This window comes from Sporosarcina sp. P1 (assembly GCF_002743155.1).
GTDB classification, from domain to species: Bacteria; Bacillota; Bacilli; order Bacillales_A; family Planococcaceae; genus Sporosarcina; species Sporosarcina ureae_B.
Window position 1 is genome coordinate 79,408 of sequence record NZ_PDYS01000006.1, and the last position, 19,424, is coordinate 98,831.

18 protein-coding genes and 1 riboswitch are annotated in these 19,424 nt (G+C 38.6%); of the genes, 4 read left to right on the forward strand and 14 right to left on the reverse strand.

What is annotated here, in order from left to right:
• Positions 1 to 144: 144 nt before the first annotated feature.
• The 10 genes from cas2 to CSV73_RS08385 all read right to left on the reverse strand — a co-directional run bounded on the left by cas2 (position 145) and on the right by CSV73_RS08385 (position 11,932).
• Positions 145 to 435 carry a CRISPR-associated endonuclease Cas2 gene (gene cas2 / locus CSV73_RS08340; RefSeq protein WP_099627176.1) on the reverse strand — a complete coding sequence of 97 codons (291 nt, stop codon included), beginning with the start codon at positions 433 to 435 and terminating at the stop codon, positions 145 to 147.
• Between the two features lie 10 nt (positions 436 to 445).
• Positions 446 to 1,477, reverse strand: a complete 1,032-nt coding sequence (gene cas1c / locus CSV73_RS08345) for a type I-C CRISPR-associated endonuclease Cas1c (protein WP_099627177.1) — start codon at positions 1,475 to 1,477, stop codon at positions 446 to 448.
• The gene (cas4, locus tag CSV73_RS08350) at positions 1,474 to 2,133 is read right to left on the reverse strand and encodes a CRISPR-associated protein Cas4 (RefSeq protein ID WP_099627227.1); all 660 of its coding nucleotides are present in this window, start codon (positions 2,131 to 2,133) and stop codon (positions 1,474 to 1,476) included. The genes cas1c and cas4 overlap by 4 nt, the downstream gene beginning before the upstream one ends.
• Positions 2,120 to 2,995 carry a type I-C CRISPR-associated protein Cas7/Csd2 gene (gene cas7c / locus CSV73_RS08355; RefSeq protein ID WP_099627178.1) on the reverse strand — a complete coding sequence of 292 codons (876 nt, stop codon included), beginning with the start codon at positions 2,993 to 2,995 and terminating at the stop codon, positions 2,120 to 2,122. Before cas7c ends, cas4 begins: the two co-directional genes overlap by 14 nt.
• On the reverse strand, positions 2,976 to 4,910 hold the full coding sequence (cas8c, locus tag CSV73_RS08360; RefSeq protein WP_099627179.1) for a type I-C CRISPR-associated protein Cas8c/Csd1: 1,935 nt from the start codon (positions 4,908 to 4,910) through the stop codon (positions 2,976 to 2,978). Before cas8c ends, cas7c begins: the two co-directional genes overlap by 20 nt.
• Positions 4,907 to 5,632 (reverse strand): type I-C CRISPR-associated protein Cas5c, encoded by a 726-nt coding sequence (gene cas5c / locus CSV73_RS08365; protein WP_099627180.1) that lies wholly within the window; start codon positions 5,630 to 5,632, stop codon positions 4,907 to 4,909. Before cas5c ends, cas8c begins: the two co-directional genes overlap by 4 nt.
• A 13-nt stretch (positions 5,633 to 5,645) precedes the next feature.
• Positions 5,646 to 8,018: a CRISPR-associated helicase/endonuclease Cas3 gene (locus tag CSV73_RS08370; protein WP_099627181.1), complete on the reverse strand. Its 2,373-nt coding sequence runs from the start codon at positions 8,016 to 8,018 to the stop codon at positions 5,646 to 5,648.
• Between the two features lie 214 nt (positions 8,019 to 8,232).
• The gene (locus tag CSV73_RS08375) at positions 8,233 to 9,105 is read right to left on the reverse strand and encodes a YitT family protein (protein WP_085131828.1); all 873 of its coding nucleotides are present in this window, start codon (positions 9,103 to 9,105) and stop codon (positions 8,233 to 8,235) included.
• Between the two features lie 340 nt (positions 9,106 to 9,445).
• Positions 9,446 to 10,954: a multicopper oxidase family protein gene (locus CSV73_RS08380; RefSeq protein WP_099627182.1), complete on the reverse strand. Its 1,509-nt coding sequence runs from the start codon at positions 10,952 to 10,954 to the stop codon at positions 9,446 to 9,448.
• A 405-nt stretch (positions 10,955 to 11,359) separates the two neighbouring features.
• Positions 11,360 to 11,932 carry an exonuclease domain-containing protein gene (locus CSV73_RS08385; protein WP_158232312.1) on the reverse strand — a complete coding sequence of 191 codons (573 nt, stop codon included), beginning with the start codon at positions 11,930 to 11,932 and terminating at the stop codon, positions 11,360 to 11,362.
• 187 nt (positions 11,933 to 12,119) lie between these two features.
• Positions 12,120 to 12,231, forward strand: a riboswitch (TPP riboswitch).
• Positions 12,232 to 12,313: 82 nt separating this feature from the next.
• On the opposite strand from CSV73_RS08385, the gene CSV73_RS08390 reads away from it, so the two are divergent.
• Genes CSV73_RS08390 through CSV73_RS08400 form a run of 3 tightly spaced genes read left to right on the forward strand, consistent with a single transcriptional unit; the run spans position 12,314 to position 15,119 of the window.
• Complete coding sequence (locus CSV73_RS08390) at positions 12,314 to 12,883, forward strand: ECF transporter S component (protein ID WP_099627183.1); 570 nt, start codon at positions 12,314 to 12,316, stop codon at positions 12,881 to 12,883.
• Positions 12,884 to 12,904: 21 nt separating this feature from the next.
• Positions 12,905 to 14,371 carry an ABC transporter ATP-binding protein gene (locus CSV73_RS08395; protein ID WP_099627184.1) on the forward strand — a complete coding sequence of 489 codons (1,467 nt, stop codon included), beginning with the start codon at positions 12,905 to 12,907 and terminating at the stop codon, positions 14,369 to 14,371.
• Complete coding sequence (locus CSV73_RS08400) at positions 14,349 to 15,119, forward strand: energy-coupling factor transporter transmembrane component T family protein (protein WP_085131834.1); 771 nt, start codon at positions 14,349 to 14,351, stop codon at positions 15,117 to 15,119. The genes CSV73_RS08395 and CSV73_RS08400 overlap by 23 nt, the downstream gene beginning before the upstream one ends.
• A 74-nt stretch (positions 15,120 to 15,193) precedes the next feature.
• Here CSV73_RS08400 and CSV73_RS08405 read toward each other — a convergent pair whose 3' ends face one another.
• Positions 15,194 to 15,628, reverse strand: a complete 435-nt coding sequence (locus tag CSV73_RS08405; protein ID WP_099627185.1) for a DUF6526 family protein — start codon at positions 15,626 to 15,628, stop codon at positions 15,194 to 15,196.
• Between the two features lie 241 nt (positions 15,629 to 15,869).
• Here CSV73_RS08405 and CSV73_RS08410 point away from each other — a divergent pair, with 241 nt between their 5' ends.
• On the forward strand, positions 15,870 to 17,141 hold the full coding sequence (locus CSV73_RS08410) for a dicarboxylate/amino acid:cation symporter (RefSeq protein WP_199093001.1): 1,272 nt from the start codon (positions 15,870 to 15,872) through the stop codon (positions 17,139 to 17,141).
• A 56-nt stretch (positions 17,142 to 17,197) separates the two neighbouring features.
• Here CSV73_RS08410 and CSV73_RS08415 read toward each other — a convergent pair whose 3' ends face one another.
• The 3 genes from CSV73_RS08415 to CSV73_RS08425 form a co-directional block, all read right to left on the reverse strand.
• Positions 17,198 to 17,608 carry a universal stress protein gene (locus tag CSV73_RS08415; RefSeq protein ID WP_099627186.1) on the reverse strand — a complete coding sequence of 137 codons (411 nt, stop codon included), beginning with the start codon at positions 17,606 to 17,608 and terminating at the stop codon, positions 17,198 to 17,200.
• Between the two features lie 285 nt (positions 17,609 to 17,893).
• Entirely contained in the window at positions 17,894 to 18,445 is a 552-nt protein-coding gene (locus CSV73_RS08420) for a biotin transporter BioY (protein WP_085131838.1), read from the reverse strand.
• Positions 18,446 to 18,617: 172 nt separating this feature from the next.
• Complete coding sequence (locus CSV73_RS08425) at positions 18,618 to 19,208, reverse strand: TetR/AcrR family transcriptional regulator (RefSeq protein ID WP_099627187.1); 591 nt, start codon at positions 19,206 to 19,208, stop codon at positions 18,618 to 18,620.
• Between the last annotated feature and the right edge of the window lie 216 nt (positions 19,209 to 19,424).

Below are 19,424 nucleotides of genomic sequence, written 5' to 3' on the forward strand. Positions count from 1 at the left end.
AAAGAAACACATCCATATCTATATATTGTCTATTTCATTATAACTCATAACTCTAAATGATTAAATCTTATCTGTTTTAGCAGTATTCCATATAATAAATGCGCGAACCTACCTAGACTTTCATGTTCACTTCGGGTTCGCATATTAGAAAATCAGAGGTTCTTCTACTTTAATAGATGGTTTCGCACCGACATGTCTTACTTTCGTATCATGGTTATTTCCTAATCGATAATATCTAAGACTGTCTACTTTAGGATCCATGATCTCTTCCAACTCAATTTCTAATTGTTTTAACTGGGTACTGTCCACAATACATTCAAATACAGAATTCTGCACCCGCACACCATACTCTTCACATTTTTTTGCGATTCTCCGTAAGCGTTTTTTCCCACCATCTGTCAGAGTCTGGACGTCATAGGTTACTAATACAAGCACAGTACAACACCTACCTTATTAATATTGGGGGATATGCATCAAGATCCCCACGCATGTGACGCGCTAATAATAATGCTTGTACGTGAGGAATCAATCCCCAAGATATTTTTTCTTTAAGAAAAGGATGAGTAATGGTTTGTTGTTTTTCTTTTTGCCAGAGTTGCAAAAAGTTTCTTCTGGCTTCGTCAGTTAAAATAACCGCTCCATTTTCTTTGAAGGTAAAATCTTCGCTTTGTAGTTGCTGTCGATTAATAACCTTTAGTACGAAGCGATCTGCGATAACTGGCCGTAATTCTTCCATCAGATCTAACGCTAGTGAATTTCTTCCCGGTCTGTCACGATGTAAGAACCCTACATACGAGTCCAATCCAACTCCTTCAAGAGCCGAAGCTGTCTCTGCTGCTAGCAATGAATAAGCAAAGGACAGTAATGCATTCACTGGGTCCAATGGAGGTCTTCGATTTCGTCCACTAAAAAAGAAGACATCTTTCTGTTGTAGAATGGATTCTTCAAAAACACTATAATAGGCACTTGCTGCATTGCCTTCAACTCCACGAAGAGCCTCTAAATCATTACATTCATTTACTACTATTCTTGCATCACGTAATCGCTCAATTACTTTTTTCATACGGTCAACATCTACTCGTAACGCATGATCTCTTATGGTCCGCTTTAACAATTGCTCACTATTAAATATTTTGCCGATAATCATATTACCTGCAATACGGACACATTCTTTTTCATCGTCAGCTATCCTATACTGCTTTCTACGAAGTGTTACATTTCCATTTAATTCACCTGTGACACGGCCACGAAATCGTCCACTACTTGAAAAGAAGGTTAGGCTAATATTCTGATCCATGCACTCTTTCATCAAGGCTGGACTTGCACCTTGATGTCCGAATGTGCAAACTGCTTCTATATTGTGTAACGGAATACGCGCTAATGATTCATTCGCTTTGAGCAAATTTAGATTTTTACCTTTTAACGCAAGATAGACTTCGGGATCTGACACATATACTGTATTCAATAATTGTTTCATTCCGCCAACACCCTATTCATATAAGTCGATACTTTTTCACGTACCATTAGTTCTGGAAGACAGCGATGACGAAGCGAACACTGCAAACAATGCTTCCCTGTTTTTACGCGTGGTGTGTGTCGTCTCTTATAATATTGATGCATTTCCTTTGTTAGCTCTTTCACACGCATCTTTATTTCTTCTGTGATCATTATAGGTTCCCTGCGTTTGATTTCATGATAATATAGTGCAGCTTCATCAATTCTCGTACCTAGCATTTCTTCCAGACAAATCGTTTGTGCGGTCAATTGAAGGATATCCGCATCGTGACTCTTTGGCTTTCCACGTTTATATTCGATAGGTTTCACTCGATATAAGCCTTTTTCTTTATCAAGGGGAACCCCCTTTTCATCTTGAATAAACTCCACCATATCGCAAATACCACTAATCCCTAAATACTGCGAGTGAACCGGCAATGCTCTGACATACAATGTATCTCCACGTTTTTCTCTAGTGTAAGGATTATCTACTTTTTCATGGAGATGATTCCCTTCAATTGTCAGTACATTTTCTTCCCATTCTTGCTCAATATGAATGAGAGCCCATTGTCTTCTACAAAACGAAAAGTGTTGTATACCTGATAGCATTAAAAAATCTTCTTCGTTATAGCCCAGCATATTCTTCAACAGAAAGCCCTTCTAATGGCGTTACTGTAATTCGATAGTTTTCTATTGAAGGTTTCACGGCATCATCTGTTTTTTCTACTTTAACAGTGCGATGCACAGCGGCAGATGAATACTGTCCTAACTTCGAATTATGCTCCCACCAAAATACTTTATTTACCTCCATGCTTCCATCGGGTCTTGCTGATGATGCATCATTCGCAAATAATGTTTTTAATGCTTGTTTTAGACTCTCAGCATCCTCATAAGTAAAACCAGTACGCTCGGCGAGTTGAGGGTTTATACTCCCATAGCATACATAAACACCAAAGTCTACTCGATGTTTCATACCCATTGTGTCTGAAGTTTTTTGACCAGGATCTTTTTCGTTAGTAGTCGAGTTAACACTTTTTGTGATTTGCATACTCGTTACATCGACAGGCTCAATACTCGTTGCTGTGTGTATTGACACTGGACCACGAATTTCTATAGACATTTTTGCACCTTTAAACGCAAATACTTGTCCAAATGCACGCACGTCATACCAGTTTTCAGAAGCTATCATTTCCGCTGTTTGTTCATCAGTTCCTGTTGCCTTCGCTTTAGCTAACAGCTTCTTTAATTCCTCTACTGATTCTACACGATCTTTGATACTGCGATATTCATCGGAACGTCTTTCATCGGACTGCACTAAGATTGACTGTCCTTCATCTTGAAGACGATTTCTTAGTTTACGTTTAATCGCTACATCTGAAACTTCTCCATGTCCGAAGAAATCTTGGCGTGGGCGGTTCCCGTTAAGTGGATCACCGTTCGGATTGGCTTTATCCACCGTAAATACTACTGCAAAATCAATTTTATTTTTCAATGCTGACATGTTCTTTTTCCTCCTTTTTCTTATACATCTCTTGTATTTGACTACTGTATCCAAGCAAAAACACCGGGCCTAATGGTCCATCCGTCATTTGTTCCACTGAAAGCTGGTCTTCTATCTTTTGCATTAGCATTCCATAATAGCCGACACTACTTCCTTGTCTTTGGAAATAAGGCGACAGTTGTTTTCGAATTACCATCCATGTACGGGCTGGATGTTGGGAAAATGCATTGAAGTAGCGTGTAGCATTGGTCGCCCTATTTTCATCACGTTCCTTCAAAACACTTCGTTCCATAACTTCGGCAATCCCTAGTAGACGTCCAAATAAATAGTCACGCGAATTGTTTTCTTCCTGAATAGCCACTGTATACCCCTCACTTTCATGTTGTTTTTTGATCAACGCACAGGCAATCTGTAATGTTGCCTCCCATGATTCCATTGTATTTTTAAAACTAAAAGGATTTTTTACCCGATTATAGATTATCGACACAATATCATTTGGCAATGGTTTGCTCTCCACAATACAGGGGAGCATTCTTGTATAAAAGTCCTTTTTAATTCTACTATCGGCCTTACTTCCGTAAACCGCTTCTGCCAAACGATAAGTGGAAGGTGTACCGATATAGGTTTTTATTTTGTTTGTAGTTGGATCTTTATATGTTTGTAACCATTTACATGTATTATGCCAATGCTCAATAGCATCTAAAAACAAATCTACACTTAGCTCTTGATAATAGACAATTGCTAGACGTCCTTTGGTAGCTGCATCAAGTGCCATAACGATAACGTTCTCAAGATGATCTTTAGTAAGCGTATGCCGCACCCCTTGTATCGCTTTGTTTAATTCCGTAGCAACTACTTCTTCTGTATCCACAAGTAGCTTACTTTGCTCTTCAATCTCATTTGCAAAGATATCTTCAAAATCTTCACCGCAACTAGCATAAAATTCTTTAGTACCATCGAATTGATTAGGTATTTCTGTTTGCTCTTTTCCAAATGTTATAAAGTAGCGAGAATCTACATAGGTACTTTGCCGTTGGATTAGCCATCTTAATGCATGATGTGCTTTTTGAGATGTTTCGTAACCGATTTGAACAGCTTCCGTCGGTTTTGCAAAGCGTCCCCGGTAAGTGAATCCAGTATCATCATTCGCTGAGATCAATTTAGACATATCACCCGCATTGCGAATTCTTGAACCATGCTGTGTTGTTAAGTTTGTTACGTTACCCGTGACGTAACACACTCCACTTTCCATAGCGTTTGTTTTATTTAAGAACGTGATAAAGTGCTTAAATAGTTCTTTGTCTTCCCAAATAACTGAGTCATCCGCATTTTTATGCAGCACATCAAAACGAACAAATGCCGCAGATGCTTCTGAAGGAGCCACTTTATAAATATCAGGCTTTTCTCCTTCAGCTGTCGCTGGCCATTTATTCAACAACTTTCCTTCATCATTTAGATACAGAATTTTTGACTCCACTAAATCTTTGATCATATGTCCTTTAGATATATACTGATAAATAGATTGCACCTTGCTAGAGACACTCTCTGATTCAGACCATTCTTTCATTTGCCTTTTATAATGTTGGTAGTGTTCTGCAAACTTTATATCTCCGCCATAGTGCACATAGTCTCCTGCCACATAAACCAACTTGTCATGTATGAAATGCGGCGCACTGGAATTGCTTCTATTTGCAGAATTAGGAGTGGCAGGAACTATCGTACGAGCATTTTCTTTTTCAATCACTTTGGCGCTATAAAATTCGCCATCCTGAGTTAATAACACTTCAATTTGAGCACTTTGCATGACATGTGAAACAGGCAATAGCGTTATACGTTGCTTTCTCCGCTCTTCAAACTCGCCTACATGCGTATCATTATAATCATACACTTCGGCCAGTTTTCTCATCCAACTCATCTTTCCACCTCCTCAAAAGTCATCTCGTATTCCTCCTCTACTGAAGTAAAGTTGATACCATTCTCGAATATCTTGATATGTTCTTCATGAATCGTACGTTTAACCTCACACTCTTCTGGTCTATTGAACTGTATAATGCCGTCTTTCATAACGGGTGCACATAAACGTGCCTGGAACGACTTTCCATCTCCTTCATCAGGATAGGTAAATCCATGGAACATTTGACCGAAACTGATTTCTCCATAATCATCGTAAAAACCTACACCTTCGCCGAACGTACATGCTTCCACATAACCTTGGCATTCTCTCGTGCCCAAATAAATATCCCGTCTGCCACCCCTCTCGACAGATCGTTTGGCTATATTATGATGTTTATGCTCGTTGCGATCGTATGCTAAATCTGGTCTATTTTCATTAAACTCGAAATGAGCACGAACTTGATACATAGGATTACGCAAATAGGTATAATACATTAAATCATTCGCTTCACTCTGATACTTAATCGGACGTACTGCCTTTACTTCTGTTTGGATTGGATTGATCACTCGGACTTCATCGATATACCACGTAATGGTAGGTTTCCAATAAATAGACTCTGTAATTCCTTTTAACGCTTGATAAGTCGGAATTTGATACGTAAACTTTTCTCCACCAATACGAGTCACCGGATCTGTGAAGAGTCCATATTTGGCATGAACAACAAATTCAATTTGGTTTCTCATGTCATTTACCTCCTTAAAAATTGTAATCTCCGAATTTCGCTTGACCTTCCAAAGTAACACCGTATTGCACATCATAAGCTCTCTCTTTCAAACAAAGAATGGAGTCCTCATACAAAGATTCGATTAACCCTTCATTACTCAATATCCGCAACTCATGGGAATATAAATTCACGCTATATTGCTGTGCTTTTTTGATTAACTTATTGAATTCACCAAAATCACGGACCTGCTCGTTTAAACTAGCTATAATTTCTTCACCCTCCCCGTAAGGCACCAAAACCGCTGTCGTAGGTGAATGAATTGCTTCAAAGTATTTTTCAATCGTTTTGAACATACCAGACGACTTAGTTTCTTTCGGACGTTGCGCTGCAAGAGTTCCTTTCAACAAAGTGAGTAAATCATAATCCAAACCTTCAGGGGCAACTAAAATATCTCTTTTCGCTTGTGCTAGAAAATGCGTAAAATAGATTTCAATAGTTTTTGGATGAAGTAAGCGATCTATGAATTCGGGATTCGATAAAATATAGTTATCCGTCACCTCAGCACCAATGCGAATTTCGGGCAGTCTAGATAAATTCTCATCTTTTGCTCGAATAACATAGACATCCCCAAGCTCCCTTTCTGCGTGTCGATTACATCTACCTGCTGCTTGTGCGATCGAGTCTAGACCTGCCAGTGATCGAATAACTGATTCAAAACTGATATCTACGCCTGCTTCAATTAATTGGGTACTGACACAAACCACTTTTTGTTTCCCAAGTTTGCTCTTAACATCTTCTAGTACTTCCTTACGATGCATAGGACACATGGATGTACTCAAATGAGCGATATGAGTATCCTCTAGCATTTCCAATTCTCGGTACAATTTCCTTGCAGCTGTCTTCGTATTTAATATAATTAACACCGAATCTCGATCTTCTAAAAGCGTTTCTGTAAAACTCGCTATCTGTGTTGCATCCCAGCCTTCGAGATCTACTTTTGAGATAATATTTACACGTGTAAACGCATCTACCACTTCATCAAGATGTGGTATCATTTCTGCCTCTTCCGTAATTAGAAGTGGCATTTCTATTTGCTTAATCTTTGCAGAATTGGCAGGTTGAGTGGCTGTACAAAGCACAATACTGCTATTGCCGATTCCATGGAGGAAATTTACAGATGCATGAAATAGTTCTTTATGTTGATACGGCACTGATTGTGCTTCATCAAAAATCACAATTGCATTCGTCAAGTTATGTAAACGACGACTCTTTCTCGTTCCTTTTTGATAAAATGCATCTAAGTATTGAACCATTGTAGTGAAAATTATCGGATAGTCCCAGTTATCCCGACCTAGCTGCATACTTTTATGATGTGGATGATCATAAAAGTCCGTGTCATTATCTAACGCCTTATCATCTATGACATTGGCGTGATGCTCGAGTACAGCTTCAGGTTGTTTGATAATATTTCTTACTTCTTTTGCATTTTGCTCTAGAATAGTCGTATAAGGGACGACATATATAATTCGGGACTTGTTATACTTTTTCGCATGCTTTAATGCATAACGCAGACTTGCAAACGTCTTTCCGCCTCCCGTTGGAATAGTAAGTGTATAAATAGCCGAGGGTAAATCCGCCTTCTTATCGCAACTTTCAGACATGTCATTACGCAATGCGTTGATACCTTCACTGTTTTTCTGCCACTCTACAACTGTCTCCATCAAATGCTTATAGCCTTTTTCAAATACTTTTTTATGGTCCATAAATGTGTTGTCACTATTTTCTTCAAAACATCTTGTGTTCGTTCGATCAGCATCTATCAAGCAACTAAAGACCAACTTTTGCATTAGTGTTAAATAGACACTGGAATTCTTTCCAAGTGATTTCACCTTTCGAATAAAACTTTGCATTTCTTGCTTTGCGTCGATAACAAGTCGTTCTACATTCTCCACATTACCTGGAATTCTCTCAAAGTTCGCTACAACTTCCTCATAATAAGGAAGCTCCACATTCGTCACTCGTCTAATGTAATCTGAAGGTTTTAGATCGGGTTGTATAAAGTTTTGCATGCCAGAATGATGTGATAATATTGCCATGCCTACCGTCTCTATAACATAGTCTTGCAAGAAATCTTTCTCCTTATATTTTTCATATAAATATTTTGCACCTGCCGTAGAATGATCAATTTTATCTCCAGAAATCTTATTTTCAAGTACGGCATCTTGGAGATAATTAGTGAAATGTAAAGTAAACTTGCCCATATCGTGGAGAAATCCAGCGAGTTCTGCATGGGCTCCTAGTCCCACTAGTCCTCCATATTTACGCGCCAATATCGCTACCTCTTCCAAGTGCTCCTGGACAGATTGTCTTACATGATCATTATGACGAATATGAGCAATAAGCATGTTCCACAACCCCTTCAATAGTTACTGATGCTCACCAGTATAATTAATACTAATATACCATGTATTTGATTTTTTAAAACGCCTATTACCATTTATAGGACTAGCTTACAGATATTTTTAATTCATTTCGACTAAAAAGCCCCTTGTATTTACCATTCAAGGGACCCTCCTGTACGATTATATTCTAAAAAAAAACGTTTTAAATTACACCTACTTAACGCACTTGCCCCCCGCCAAAATTCCCTCGCTTAATTTCTGCAACTTCATATACCGCCACAAATGCATTTTTGTCTACGTCACGAATGATTTCTTTCATTTTACTATCTTCCAAATGATGAATATTGCAAGTGATTTCCATGAACTGTTTATTGGTATAACTCCCTTGTACCATTTGGTAAGTAGCACTCCGACCCAAACGTCCGTGAATCTCTTCGATCATCAATTCAGGTTTTTCCGTTACAATCTTAAATGTTTTGGAACCACTAAATCCTATTTCCATGATAGATATGACTTTCGATGCGATGAAATAAGCAATTGCTGACATAATGGCACCTGTCAGTCCAAAAACAGTTGAAACGACGATAAAGACAAAAATATTCAGAAACAAAATAAGATCGCTTGTACCAAACGGAAGTTTCCTTGACAGCAACACTGCTAGCATATCAATACCGTCGAGTGCTCCACCGTTACGCAAAGCTATTCCGATTCCGACTCCAATAATGATCCCGCCAACTACAGTTACCAATAATGTATCGTCTTGTACAATGATGGGAATATGATGCATTAGACTTGTACTGGCACTTAAAGATACGATGCCTACTACAGAAAGCGCCGCAAAGCGCCTGCCTATCTGTTTATAACCAAGATAGATAAACGGAATATTTAAAACCGCAATTAAAACACCTAACGGAAGTCCAAAAACTTTAGAACCTACAATACTAAGGCCTGTAACCCCACCATCCGATACATTGTTCGGAATAAGGACTGATTCAAGTCCATACGCTGTAATCACTCCACCCAGCATGACGAAAAAGGCTTGATACAAAAGTCGTAACTTCTTATGTGACTTCTTAGTAATTACTTTCATCTTCTCATTCCTTTCAGTTATTCAGTAAGTCACATGCTTCTATTTACCATACCCTTTTATCCATATAAACTATTCCATTGAAAGTAGAAATTCGGAGTTTTTTCTAGAAAGCCCGCTCTCTATGAACTCTTTCTGATTTTCACTCTTCCATCGCTTAAATCACCCATTTTATATCTTCGTTTGACGGTTCTTCTACCGTCTTTTCATCATGGGTTTATTCCTTTTCATTTACTTTTTTAGAATTCCCTCCTGACTAACTCAATATAAACTTCCTGTATTTTATAAAAACGCAAAGTAGCCAGTGAAATGAATATTTCACTGGCTACTTTGGGCATATCTTTTACTTCACTTCTATTTGTCCCATCATTCCATTGTCTTCATGCTCCAAAATGTGACAATGGAACATATACACACCTTTATGCTTAAACTGTACAGCGATTTTCACTTTTTCTCCTGGATGAACAGCAATACTATCCTTCCACCCTCTTTCATTCTCTTCAGGTTCTATCCCATTTCTCGAGAGTATTTTGAACTGTGTACCATGAATATGGAATGGATGAATCATTCCACCCATCATATCTTTCCTATTATAAATTTCCCATATCTCTGTTACGCCTTGCTTTTGTGTAAAATCTATTCTTTTTGAATCAAATTTCTTTCCATTGATTGTCACATGATCCATCATACCAAAGAGTTCAATATTCTTCGTAACCGGCATGTTTTTTTCTTCTTCCGTTACGGCAAAATCATTTAATTGCCCCAATGTTTGCGTACGATCTACTTCTTGATTTGACACATCAAACGGTAAAAGAATAGATCCATCTTCATTAATCAAAGACAAATCATCTGTAGAATTAAGTTGCGAGAAATCAATAATTATCTCCGCTCTCTCCGATGGCGTCAAAGTTACTTCATTCAATGTGACGGGGTCATTCAAGAAGCCTCCATCTGTCGCAATTTGAACAAATGATTCACCTGTATTCAATTTGAACGTAAAATTTCTCGCGTTTGATCCATTTAGTAAGCGTAGACGTACTTGTTCTTTTCCTACTGTTAATTCAGGATTTACTGTACCATTGACCAATAACGTATCACCTATCGTCCCATCTTCGTTCATTACCGCTTTATAATCTAATTGCCCTTGCTCATCGAAAATTCGGTCTTGGAAAACTAATGGTATATCGTTTTTTCCGTATTCTTTAGGGATTTCTAACTTGTCCGAATTAGAATCTTCAATATAAATCAGCCCTGCGAGTCCTTTATATACTTGTTCAGATGTCTTGCCCTCTGGATGAGGATGAAACCACAATGTAGCCGCCTCTTGTGTCACTTCAAATTCTATTAGTGCCTCTTCACCTGGACTTAGTGTTTTATGCGGTCCTCCATCTGCCTCACCAGACACTTCTAAACCATGCCAATGAAACGTTGTCTCCTCCTCTAATTCATTTATTGTTTTAATTTTAACGGTTTCACCTTTTTTAAATTGAAGAACCGGACCTAATAGATCACCGTTATATCCTAAAGTTTCTGTAGTCACACCTTCAAATATATTCACCTTACCTTTTTGCGCCTTAACAATATACTCAGTCCCCTCTGTCGTTTCACTAGTTAATAACGGTGGAATATATAATTCATTTTCACCTGTCGAGTCTTCTAAACGCACTACGTCATCATGGCTCATATGCCCGTTACCCATTGCAGAGTCACCCATCATGTGATGATTTCCTTCGTTGCTATTTTGATTCATCATGTGTTGATTGTTCTGTTCATTCGATTGTGCATCGTCACTACATCCACTGATCAGTATCGCACTCAGCAAAAATATACCCATTTGAATTTTTTTACTCATTTTCATATCCCCTTTGTCTAATTATTTCAAAAGTAGTATAGCAAAAATATATGAAAAAACTTTGCACATGAAAAGCTTTTAAGCGGCATCGCCCATATTCATTCATAGTTTTCAGTAGACCTATATTTCTCTTCGCTGATTCTTCTCTTTCGTTTTCATTTGTCTCCCATCTCTTCTATAGTCTTCAATAAACTTCCTAGCCATCTATATTTTAAGTATAGAAAAAGATTATGAAAAAGATGTGCAGATTGGTTTATACATAAGAATTCAGCATACTTCCATGACGTCTTTGTGTCATCATTCTATACTTTGATTTTGTTATAAGACTCACTTTCCCATGATTTAAACCTTAAACCATACAAAAAAGATGCCCGGTGAAGTATTCCCGGACATCATTCGCTACTATTAAAATCTTGATTTGGCTGGTTTCTTCATCGGTGCTTTATTCATCAAATAGGAGATGAATGTATCATCCGTCAGATTCGGATTGGACGAGTTCAGTAAGAGTGCTAGGTTTTTTGCATCGTCAAGTGCTCTGTGGGCATTATGCACTTGAATTCGGTGCGCTCTCAGCAATTGTTGCAGTTTACCGTTTTCAAAGCCGTAATTTTTCCATTTGATTTGTCTGACGGAGCAATACCAGTCCATATCGAGCGTTTCAGGTAATAGCCGGCTGACGAACCCCCTATCAAATGATGCGTTATGTGCTACTATACCGTCTGCTTGATCAAGTATTTTTAGAATTCTATCCATATCAAGCGACTTCCCTCTTACCATCTGATCGGTAATGCCCGTGAGATTCGTAATCGTCGGAGAAATGGAATAGAACGGTTCTTGAAACTCGCAATACTCATCAGCGACCCGAACAATACGGTTATTTTCATACTCTCCCAGCATAACGCCTAACTCGATCACTTCACTCGCCTCGGCACTCATACCTGTCGTCTCCACGTCAATAAACGCTATATGTTTTGTCATGTGAAAACTCCTTTTACACTCTATTTCCATTATATCGAGAATTTAATTATGAACATTTCTATCCTATTAGTATATCAGGATTTCAGTACAATATGTTCAATTTAAACTGCAAGCATTTTATTGAACATGTAGTCATTTCATAAGTTGCCACACAATTCAACGTGCTGTATACTAGGATTGCTTACATGATTGTCCGTCCGGGTGCTTGAGAGAATCAGGCTGAGATAGCAGATGAATCCACTGCTGACCGTTAATCTGATCTGGGTAATGCCAGCGTAGAGAGCGTGATCGATGGAATTATACAGGAATCTCTTTCCTTCCTCGGCCGTCTGCTCTTCAGACGGCTTTTTTGTATGAAAAAATAACAAGGAGTGGAAGAGTTTGAAAAAGTTAAAGTTCACCGATTTATTGATTACCATCATGATTGGCGTTGTGTTTGGCGTGCTGATGAAGTTTTGGGATGATTTATACACTGTCGTCAAACCGATCATGCCTGTCGCGCGTCAACTGCTTTACGGTATGTGGTTCATGGTCGGGCCGTTCGCCTTTTTATTATTACGAAAACCAGGTACTGCACTCATCGCAAGTATTGCAGGGGCTTCCTTATCTGCGTTTGCTGGTCATGGTATTGAAGTATTGATGTATGGACTCGCACAGGGTCTTGCTGCGGAATTATTGTTCGCTGCATTCCGTTATAAACGCTATTCTATTTTAATTGCTGGATTAGCAGGAATCGCGTCATGTCTTGCAAGTTTCGGACTTGATTTGGTTTATGGTTACGCAGCACTCGAAACATGGGCACTCATTGTAAAATACGGATTACGTGCAATCAGCGCATTCATCTTCACGGGTATTTTTGCTGTGCTCATTGTAAGAGCGCTAGAAGCAACAGGTGTGACGTCGCTCATTCGACCTGTTGATAAAAAAGAATATACGATGCTTGATCAGTAAAAGCGGAGGTATGATCCAACTATGAATAACATCAGCGTTACAGATTTACGACTGAAGTTTCCAGGAGAAGATGCTTTGGTCTTTAAAGACTTCTCCTTCTCTGTTCAGTCTGGCGAAAAAGTTCTCATGCTTGGTCCTAGTGGTTGTGGGAAATCCACTTTACTCCAAGTACTGAGCGGCATTATACCAAGCTCCATCGAACTGCCAATGAAAGCAACAGACATTCTGTTACCTGACTCATGGGGGTTCGTTTTCCAAGACCCAGACACACAATTCTGTATGACCTATGTAGATGAAGAACTTGCATTCGTTTTAGAGAATCTTCAAGTTCCGCGTGAAGAAATGGCACTTCTTATTGAAGAAGTGTTAAAGCGTGTGGACTTGCATTTGAAAGATGTCCACACGCCCATCAATGAAATGTCTCAAGGTATGAAACAACGGTTAGCATTGGCTTCTGTTTTATTATTAGAACCTGACGTGCTATTTCTGGATGAACCCTCTGCATTATTGGATCCGGACGGCACGCAACAGATTTGGTCTTCTATTAAAGAGGCAACCGCTGATAAAACTGTGATCATTGTGGAGCATAAAATCAATTTGATTGCTGACTGGGTAGATCGTGTTGTGTTGTTTAATGATCATGGCGTCATAATCGCAGATGGTTCACCAGCATATATTTTTGCAAACTTTCAAGAACAACTGAAACGATATGGTATTTGGTACCCAGGGGTATGGGAAGAATATAAAACATCTGATGCGTTTCAATTAATGATGATAAATCGTCAAGCCGTTTCATCACAAAAGAAAATTCAAATCCAGGACTTTCACGGCCATCGTGGTCAAATGGAGAAGATTTCTGCCAAACATGCGACTGTACAGGCCGGTGACTGGATTACAATTGTTGGCGAAAATGGTTCTGGTAAAAGTACATTACTTTTATCTCTCATGCAATTACTTCGGACTAGCGGTATCTATGAAGTGAACGGTGTACCCATTACGTGGAAAAAGAAGAAACGGCAACTCCCGCAAGGTCTGTCGCTCGTCTTTCAAAATCCCGAACTACAATTTGTGACGAACTCGATTACGGAAGAGTTAACCGTATCTTTACACGGCATGCCAAAAGATGATGCAGACGTATATGCGAAAGAATTGATGTGCTTATTTAACTTACCTGATTCTGTTTCGCGCCATCCTTACCAGCTATCTACGGGTCAAAAGCGTCGTTTGAGTGTCGCAACTGCTCTTACTCCTAGTACAGACATTTTGTTACTGGATGAGCCTACTTTCGGGCAGGATGCACGAAACACCTTCGCCATTCTTGAGAAGCTGGAACAATTGCGCACTGAAGGCATGACAATTTTGATGGTTACGCATGATACAGAAATAGTAGAAAACTTCGCTACTGCTGTTTGGACTGTAGTTGATGGTGTTGTGCATACGGCTAATGGAGTAGGAGGTGCGAAGAGTGTTCAATTGGTTCACACCTAAACGCGAAACCTGGTTATTCCGAGTCAATCCTGCGTTAAAATTTATCGTATTTTTTGCGTTCTTGATTATTACGCTCGTAAATCAAAGTTTATCTTTTGCTATCTCACAAGCTATTTTATATGGAATATTATTTTATGTATTTAGCGGTTATTCGCTGAAGAAACTTTCATTGCTTTCCATTCCGTTAGCTATTTCATTCCTATCCACTGGGTTGACCATGTTGTTGTTCGGTAAGGGTGAAGCGGTGATTTGGCAATGGGGGCTATTCAAGATTTCTGAAGAGAGTATTCAACACGCGCTTTTGCTCGGAAGTAAGTCACTTTCATTCGGCTTCGTTGGCTTTACGTTTATCTTAACTATCCAACCTGTACTATTCTTTTATGCTATGATGCAACAGTTTCGTCTGCCGTCCAAATATGCCTATAGCTTTATTGCAGCTTTTCGTTTAATTCCTGCTGTAACTGAAGAGCTACAAATTCGTAGGAATGCTTTAAAAGTACGAAATATCCAGTTTTCAAAAGGATTTAGAGGTTTCTATGAACGATTGCAGTCCTATACAGTTCCGCTATTTGCCCAAAGTATACGGCGCGCGCAACGCATTGCAGTTGCGATGGAAGCGAAACAGTATCAGATGGGTGCTGCAAGGACATATTATTATCCTACACGGTATACTGGGATAGATATGGTATTTTTACTTGTCATGATATGTAGTTTATCTTCAGCCTTTTTCCTATCAATATATCGATAATTAGCGATATATAATATGTAACCAACTTAAAAGAGAACACAGATCTAATTCAGATCCTGTGTTCTCTATTTTCATTACACACGCTGATGATCTGCTCTCCATGACTTTATAGATTTCTTAATTTCATCTGGTGACAGATCTTCCACTACTGCCCGATTCGCAAGCTCCACGTACTCTTCATCTGAAGCAAATCGTAATGCAATCCATTGTGATTTCGTCAATTGTGCAACTAAACGGTTACCCGTCAACATAAAGTAACGAAGCTGTTCCTCTGTGATGATTAATCGATCTTGCAAAGACAACGCATAAATCCGTGCGAGCATCCCTGGAATAATAGCAAGAACGATGACAGCGAATAATAGCAAAATCTGCATTGAAAAACCATGCTTTACAAATTGATAAATTCCATAGATCGCTGTTATCAAAAGCAATAGAAAGCTTAACGGTAACCAAATGTAATGTTGCAAAGGTGTCACCCGTGTATGATTTTCATACGATTGTTCTTTCATCTCGTCCCCCCCTTACATACCTATAGGGGTATCTTATATGATTTAATATTAGTTGTATACATAATTGCTCTTTCTTAAGATAGTTGTTTCAATTCATCATAATACCATTTGATCTTATTGAACAAGACTCAATAAAATTAGCGACTACTATACACTCTTGCAATAGTTAGAATTATTAGTATTGACAAAACATATATATTTCATTATATTAAACCTACTATATCAATAAGGATTTAAGGAGTTGTTTTCTATTAAACTTTCAACAAAAATCACAGTCGGTCTCGTGTTAGGTATTATTTTCGGGATTATTCTAAATATCTTTCTCCCGCAAGCAGTACCGCAATTGAATGAATACGTACTTTCTCCAATCGGTAAAATTTTCTTGAGCTTAATCCAGTTCGTAGTAGTACCCATTGTGTTTACATCATTAATTGTAGGTTTCTCTAGTATAGATCACTCTGAAAAAGTTGGACGGTTAACAGGGAAGCTATTGTTCCTTTATATCAGCACAAGCATACTCGCGCTTGTCATTGGTTATATCACGGCTTCAGTATTGAAACCCGGGAATATGGTAGATGGCTTAGGGGAAGTGGCAGCAGGAGAGGCAAAGGAAGGACAAGGTATTCTTGAATGGTTGATTTCGATAGTTCCTACCAATCCATTCGAAGCGTTCGCCACAGGGAATTTGTTGCAGATTATCTTCACGGCAATTATTGTTGTCATCGGAATTCGTATGGCTGGCAGTCAAGCAAAACCATTTCTTTCATTTGTAGAAAGCGTGCACACTATCGTAGAAAAGATTACGATGCTTGTTTTGAAATTGTCTCCAATAGGTGTTTTCGCCTTAATCAGTTCTGTAATTGCCACACAAGGTCTTGATATTGTGCAAAAATTATTTGTTTATATTTTAGGATTAATCTTAGCTTTGACACTGATGGCTATCGCTTACTTTGTTATTCTAAGCTTCCTACATGTGTCTCCAAAGCACTTCTGGAAAAGCTTCCAGCCGACATTCGGTATCGCATTCGGTACGGCTAGCTCTAATGCAGCATTGCCGGCCGCCATGGAAAATAGCAAAAAAGAATTTAAAATGAAAGAAGAGATTGCAGGTTTTGCGATACCTTTAGGAACTGCCTTGAAACGTGACGGTGCTTGCATTTTGCAGACATTCAATGCTTTATTCGTTGCTCAGCTATTTGATATCCAGCTGAGTGGCGCACAAATCCTAGCCATCATTGTCAGTGCACTTGTCGTGTCATTTAGTACAGCAGGTGTGCCAGGTGCAGGTATCATTATGATGTCCACTGTACTTGCCGCAGCCAATTTACCTCTTGCGGGTATTGCGCTTGTCGCTGGAGTGGATCGTTTGACTGATGGCTTCCGTACATTGTTGAACGTATTTGGCAACACAGCCAATGCTGTGATACTGGATAAGTGGGAAGGTAATTCTTCAATCACCGATATGAAAATGCAAAGACCAGAACCGGCATATGCCGACAGTAAAAGATCCTAAAAAAACTGCCGTAACATATCTGTAGGATACGCTACGGCAGTTCTGGTTTATATTGTTTATTTAATTATCGTCACAGAGCTATTTACATGTTTGATGACTTTTTGACTTACACTACCCATAACTAACTTCTTAAGTAATCTTAAACCGCGACTGCTTAGGATGAGATGATCGATATCATTCGCATTTACGTGTTTAATGATTTGCTGATGCGGATTCCCACGAAGCATTGTAACTTCCGCTACTATTCCACTATCATTTACTAATTTCAGTGCAGATTGCATCTTCTTCTTTTGATACATAGCAAGACTATGAGGACTTTGTTTTAATAATCGCTCATCTTCTTTATTGAAGTCGATCACATGGATCAATTCCAGTTTAGCTTCAGAAAATTGTTTCACTAACATGATTGCATAATCTGTTGCCCGTAATGCATTATTTGAGCCATCTACCGCCACAGCAATCTTCATGGTAATACCTCCTAAAACTGCTTCCCTCATTTTTTCAATGGGGATCTTCTCTTAGTTTCCGCCACCGATATATCATTCCAATCTCAAGTTGTATACCCTCTTCACGGATCATCTAGTCTAGTAATAAGTATCTGTTCTATCATTACAAAATCATTCTACCAATTACTCAACAAAAATCCAACTGCTTTTCTTATCCAATTAATGTGAAGCAATAATGAACTAACATATTAAAAAAACGTTAACTCATATTATATGAATTAACGTTTTACATCATCTGAAATAAAATTAAGCAAGCAATAGTCGGTTAGCAAGCAATCTCCCGCGAACCGTAATACCTGCCCATGCCGCAAGAAATGCCTTGATGAAACCACCGATTAAAAATGGCACGAAGCCAGCCATCACAGCGGCTGTCCAAGAAAGTTCCGCAATAAATTTTAGCCATACTGTACCAAACGCTAAGGCGACGAACATTCCAATGATATTTGCAATAACTGCATTTGGTAGTTTGAAACTTGTGCGCTCCATATAATACCCCGTAATGAATGCCGTTGGGATAAAGCCGATCAGAAATCCACCAGTGGGTCCAAAAATCACACCTAACCCCGAAGACATGCCTGAAAATACTGGTATCCCTACCGCGCCCATCGCTAAATATACTAGTACAGAGATGGTTCCATAACGTGAACCTAAAATAGTCGCTGCTAAACCGACTGCAAGTGTTTGTCCTGTAATCGGAACTAAAGGTAGTGGAATCGTTAGCTGTGCCATAATACCAATAATGGCAGCGAATAATGCGGTTACAATCATCATTTTTAATCTGTTTCTTGAATCCATCATATGTATGATCCCCTTTGAGTAAACCTTATTCTAACTAATGTTGACATTGATTTTATAGTAAACAAATATATGTGTCAATACTTTTTACAGGTTTGTTTACTCAAAGAGCACATAAAAAATAAGATTGCTATTTAGTTAGTCGTTCAATAGAAGTCGATATCAAACATTTTATTTAAGAAATCTCTATTGAATAGTTATTTTTTAATCCGAATAAAAATAAATTTGTAATCTCTTCTGCCAATTCCTCTGGTTTATGTGTTCCTGTCCAAAGTTTGGTGATTGCCAGATATTCAATCGCGCCAACCATTGCAGCAGCGACAACGCCAAAGTTTATATTTGTATGAAAATATCCAAGCTCTGCTTCTTCTTTAAGATTACTTTCTATTTGTGCAGTCATTTGTTCTTTAATGTTAGCTGCTTCTTCCGAAATGACAAAACCAATTCGTGCAACTTCTTCATGTTGCTGAAAGAGCTCAAAAACAGCACACAACCCATAAGCAATTCGCCCCTTTAGACCTTCTTCTGCTATATCTGCGGGAAGTTTGCTTTGTGCTACATGATGATATAACTTTTCTTTAAACATATCGACTAATTCCTGAAATACGGCTTCTTTATTTTTAAAATATAAGTAGAATGTTGGCTGTGTGACGTTTGCTTCTTTCACGATTTCACTAATCTTCGTTTTATGGAAACCATGAATAGCGAATTGCATTGCAGAAATTTCTAAAAGTAATTGACGACTTTTCTCGCCATCAGCTCCCACTCGGCGGCCTCTCTTTTTCAGTTGACACACTTCCTATCTTAATATAAGAATTAATTCATAGATAACCTAATTGTACAGCGACTCACATTAAAAACCAAATAATACTTTGAATTTTGAAAGGTATCAATTTATTTATACAGTTTGATTTACATAAGATTCTGATGAATACCTGCCCCTTTGCCTCTCATGCAACATTACCCGCATAACTTAAGACTC

Excerpts from the sequence above, each read along its gene's own strand:
- cas1c (WP_099627177.1), bottom strand. The coding sequence starts at position 1,477 with ATGAAACAATTATTGAATACAGTATATGTGTCAGATCCCGAAGTCTAT.
- cas4 (WP_099627227.1), bottom strand. The coding sequence starts at position 2,133 with ATGCTGGGCTATAACGAAGAAGATTTTTTAATGCTATCAGGTATACAA.
- cas7c (WP_099627178.1), bottom strand. The coding sequence starts at position 2,995 with ATGTCAGCATTGAAAAATAAAATTGATTTTGCAGTAGTATTTACGGTG.
- cas8c (WP_099627179.1), bottom strand. The coding sequence starts at position 4,910 with ATGAGTTGGATGAGAAAACTGGCCGAAGTGTATGATTATAATGATACG.
- cas5c (WP_099627180.1), bottom strand. The coding sequence starts at position 5,632 with ATGAGAAACCAAATTGAATTTGTTGTTCATGCCAAATATGGACTCTTC.
- CSV73_RS08370 (WP_099627181.1), bottom strand. The coding sequence starts at position 8,018 with ATGCTTATTGCTCATATTCGTCATAATGATCATGTAAGACAATCTGTC.
- CSV73_RS08375 (WP_085131828.1), bottom strand. The coding sequence starts at position 9,105 with ATGAAAGTAATTACTAAGAAGTCACATAAGAAGTTACGACTTTTGTAT.
- CSV73_RS08380 (WP_099627182.1), bottom strand. The coding sequence starts at position 10,954 with ATGAGTAAAAAAATTCAAATGGGTATATTTTTGCTGAGTGCGATACTG.
- CSV73_RS08385 (WP_158232312.1), bottom strand. The coding sequence starts at position 11,932 with ATGACAAAACATATAGCGTTTATTGACGTGGAGACGACAGGTATGAGT.
- CSV73_RS08395 (WP_099627184.1), top strand. The coding sequence starts at position 12,905 with ATGAATAACATCAGCGTTACAGATTTACGACTGAAGTTTCCAGGAGAA.
- CSV73_RS08405 (WP_099627185.1), bottom strand. The coding sequence starts at position 15,628 with ATGAAAGAACAATCGTATGAAAATCATACACGGGTGACACCTTTGCAA.
- CSV73_RS08415 (WP_099627186.1), bottom strand. The coding sequence starts at position 17,608 with ATGAAGATTGCTGTGGCGGTAGATGGCTCAAATAATGCATTACGGGCA.
- CSV73_RS08420 (WP_085131838.1), bottom strand. The coding sequence starts at position 18,445 with ATGATGGATTCAAGAAACAGATTAAAAATGATGATTGTAACCGCATTA.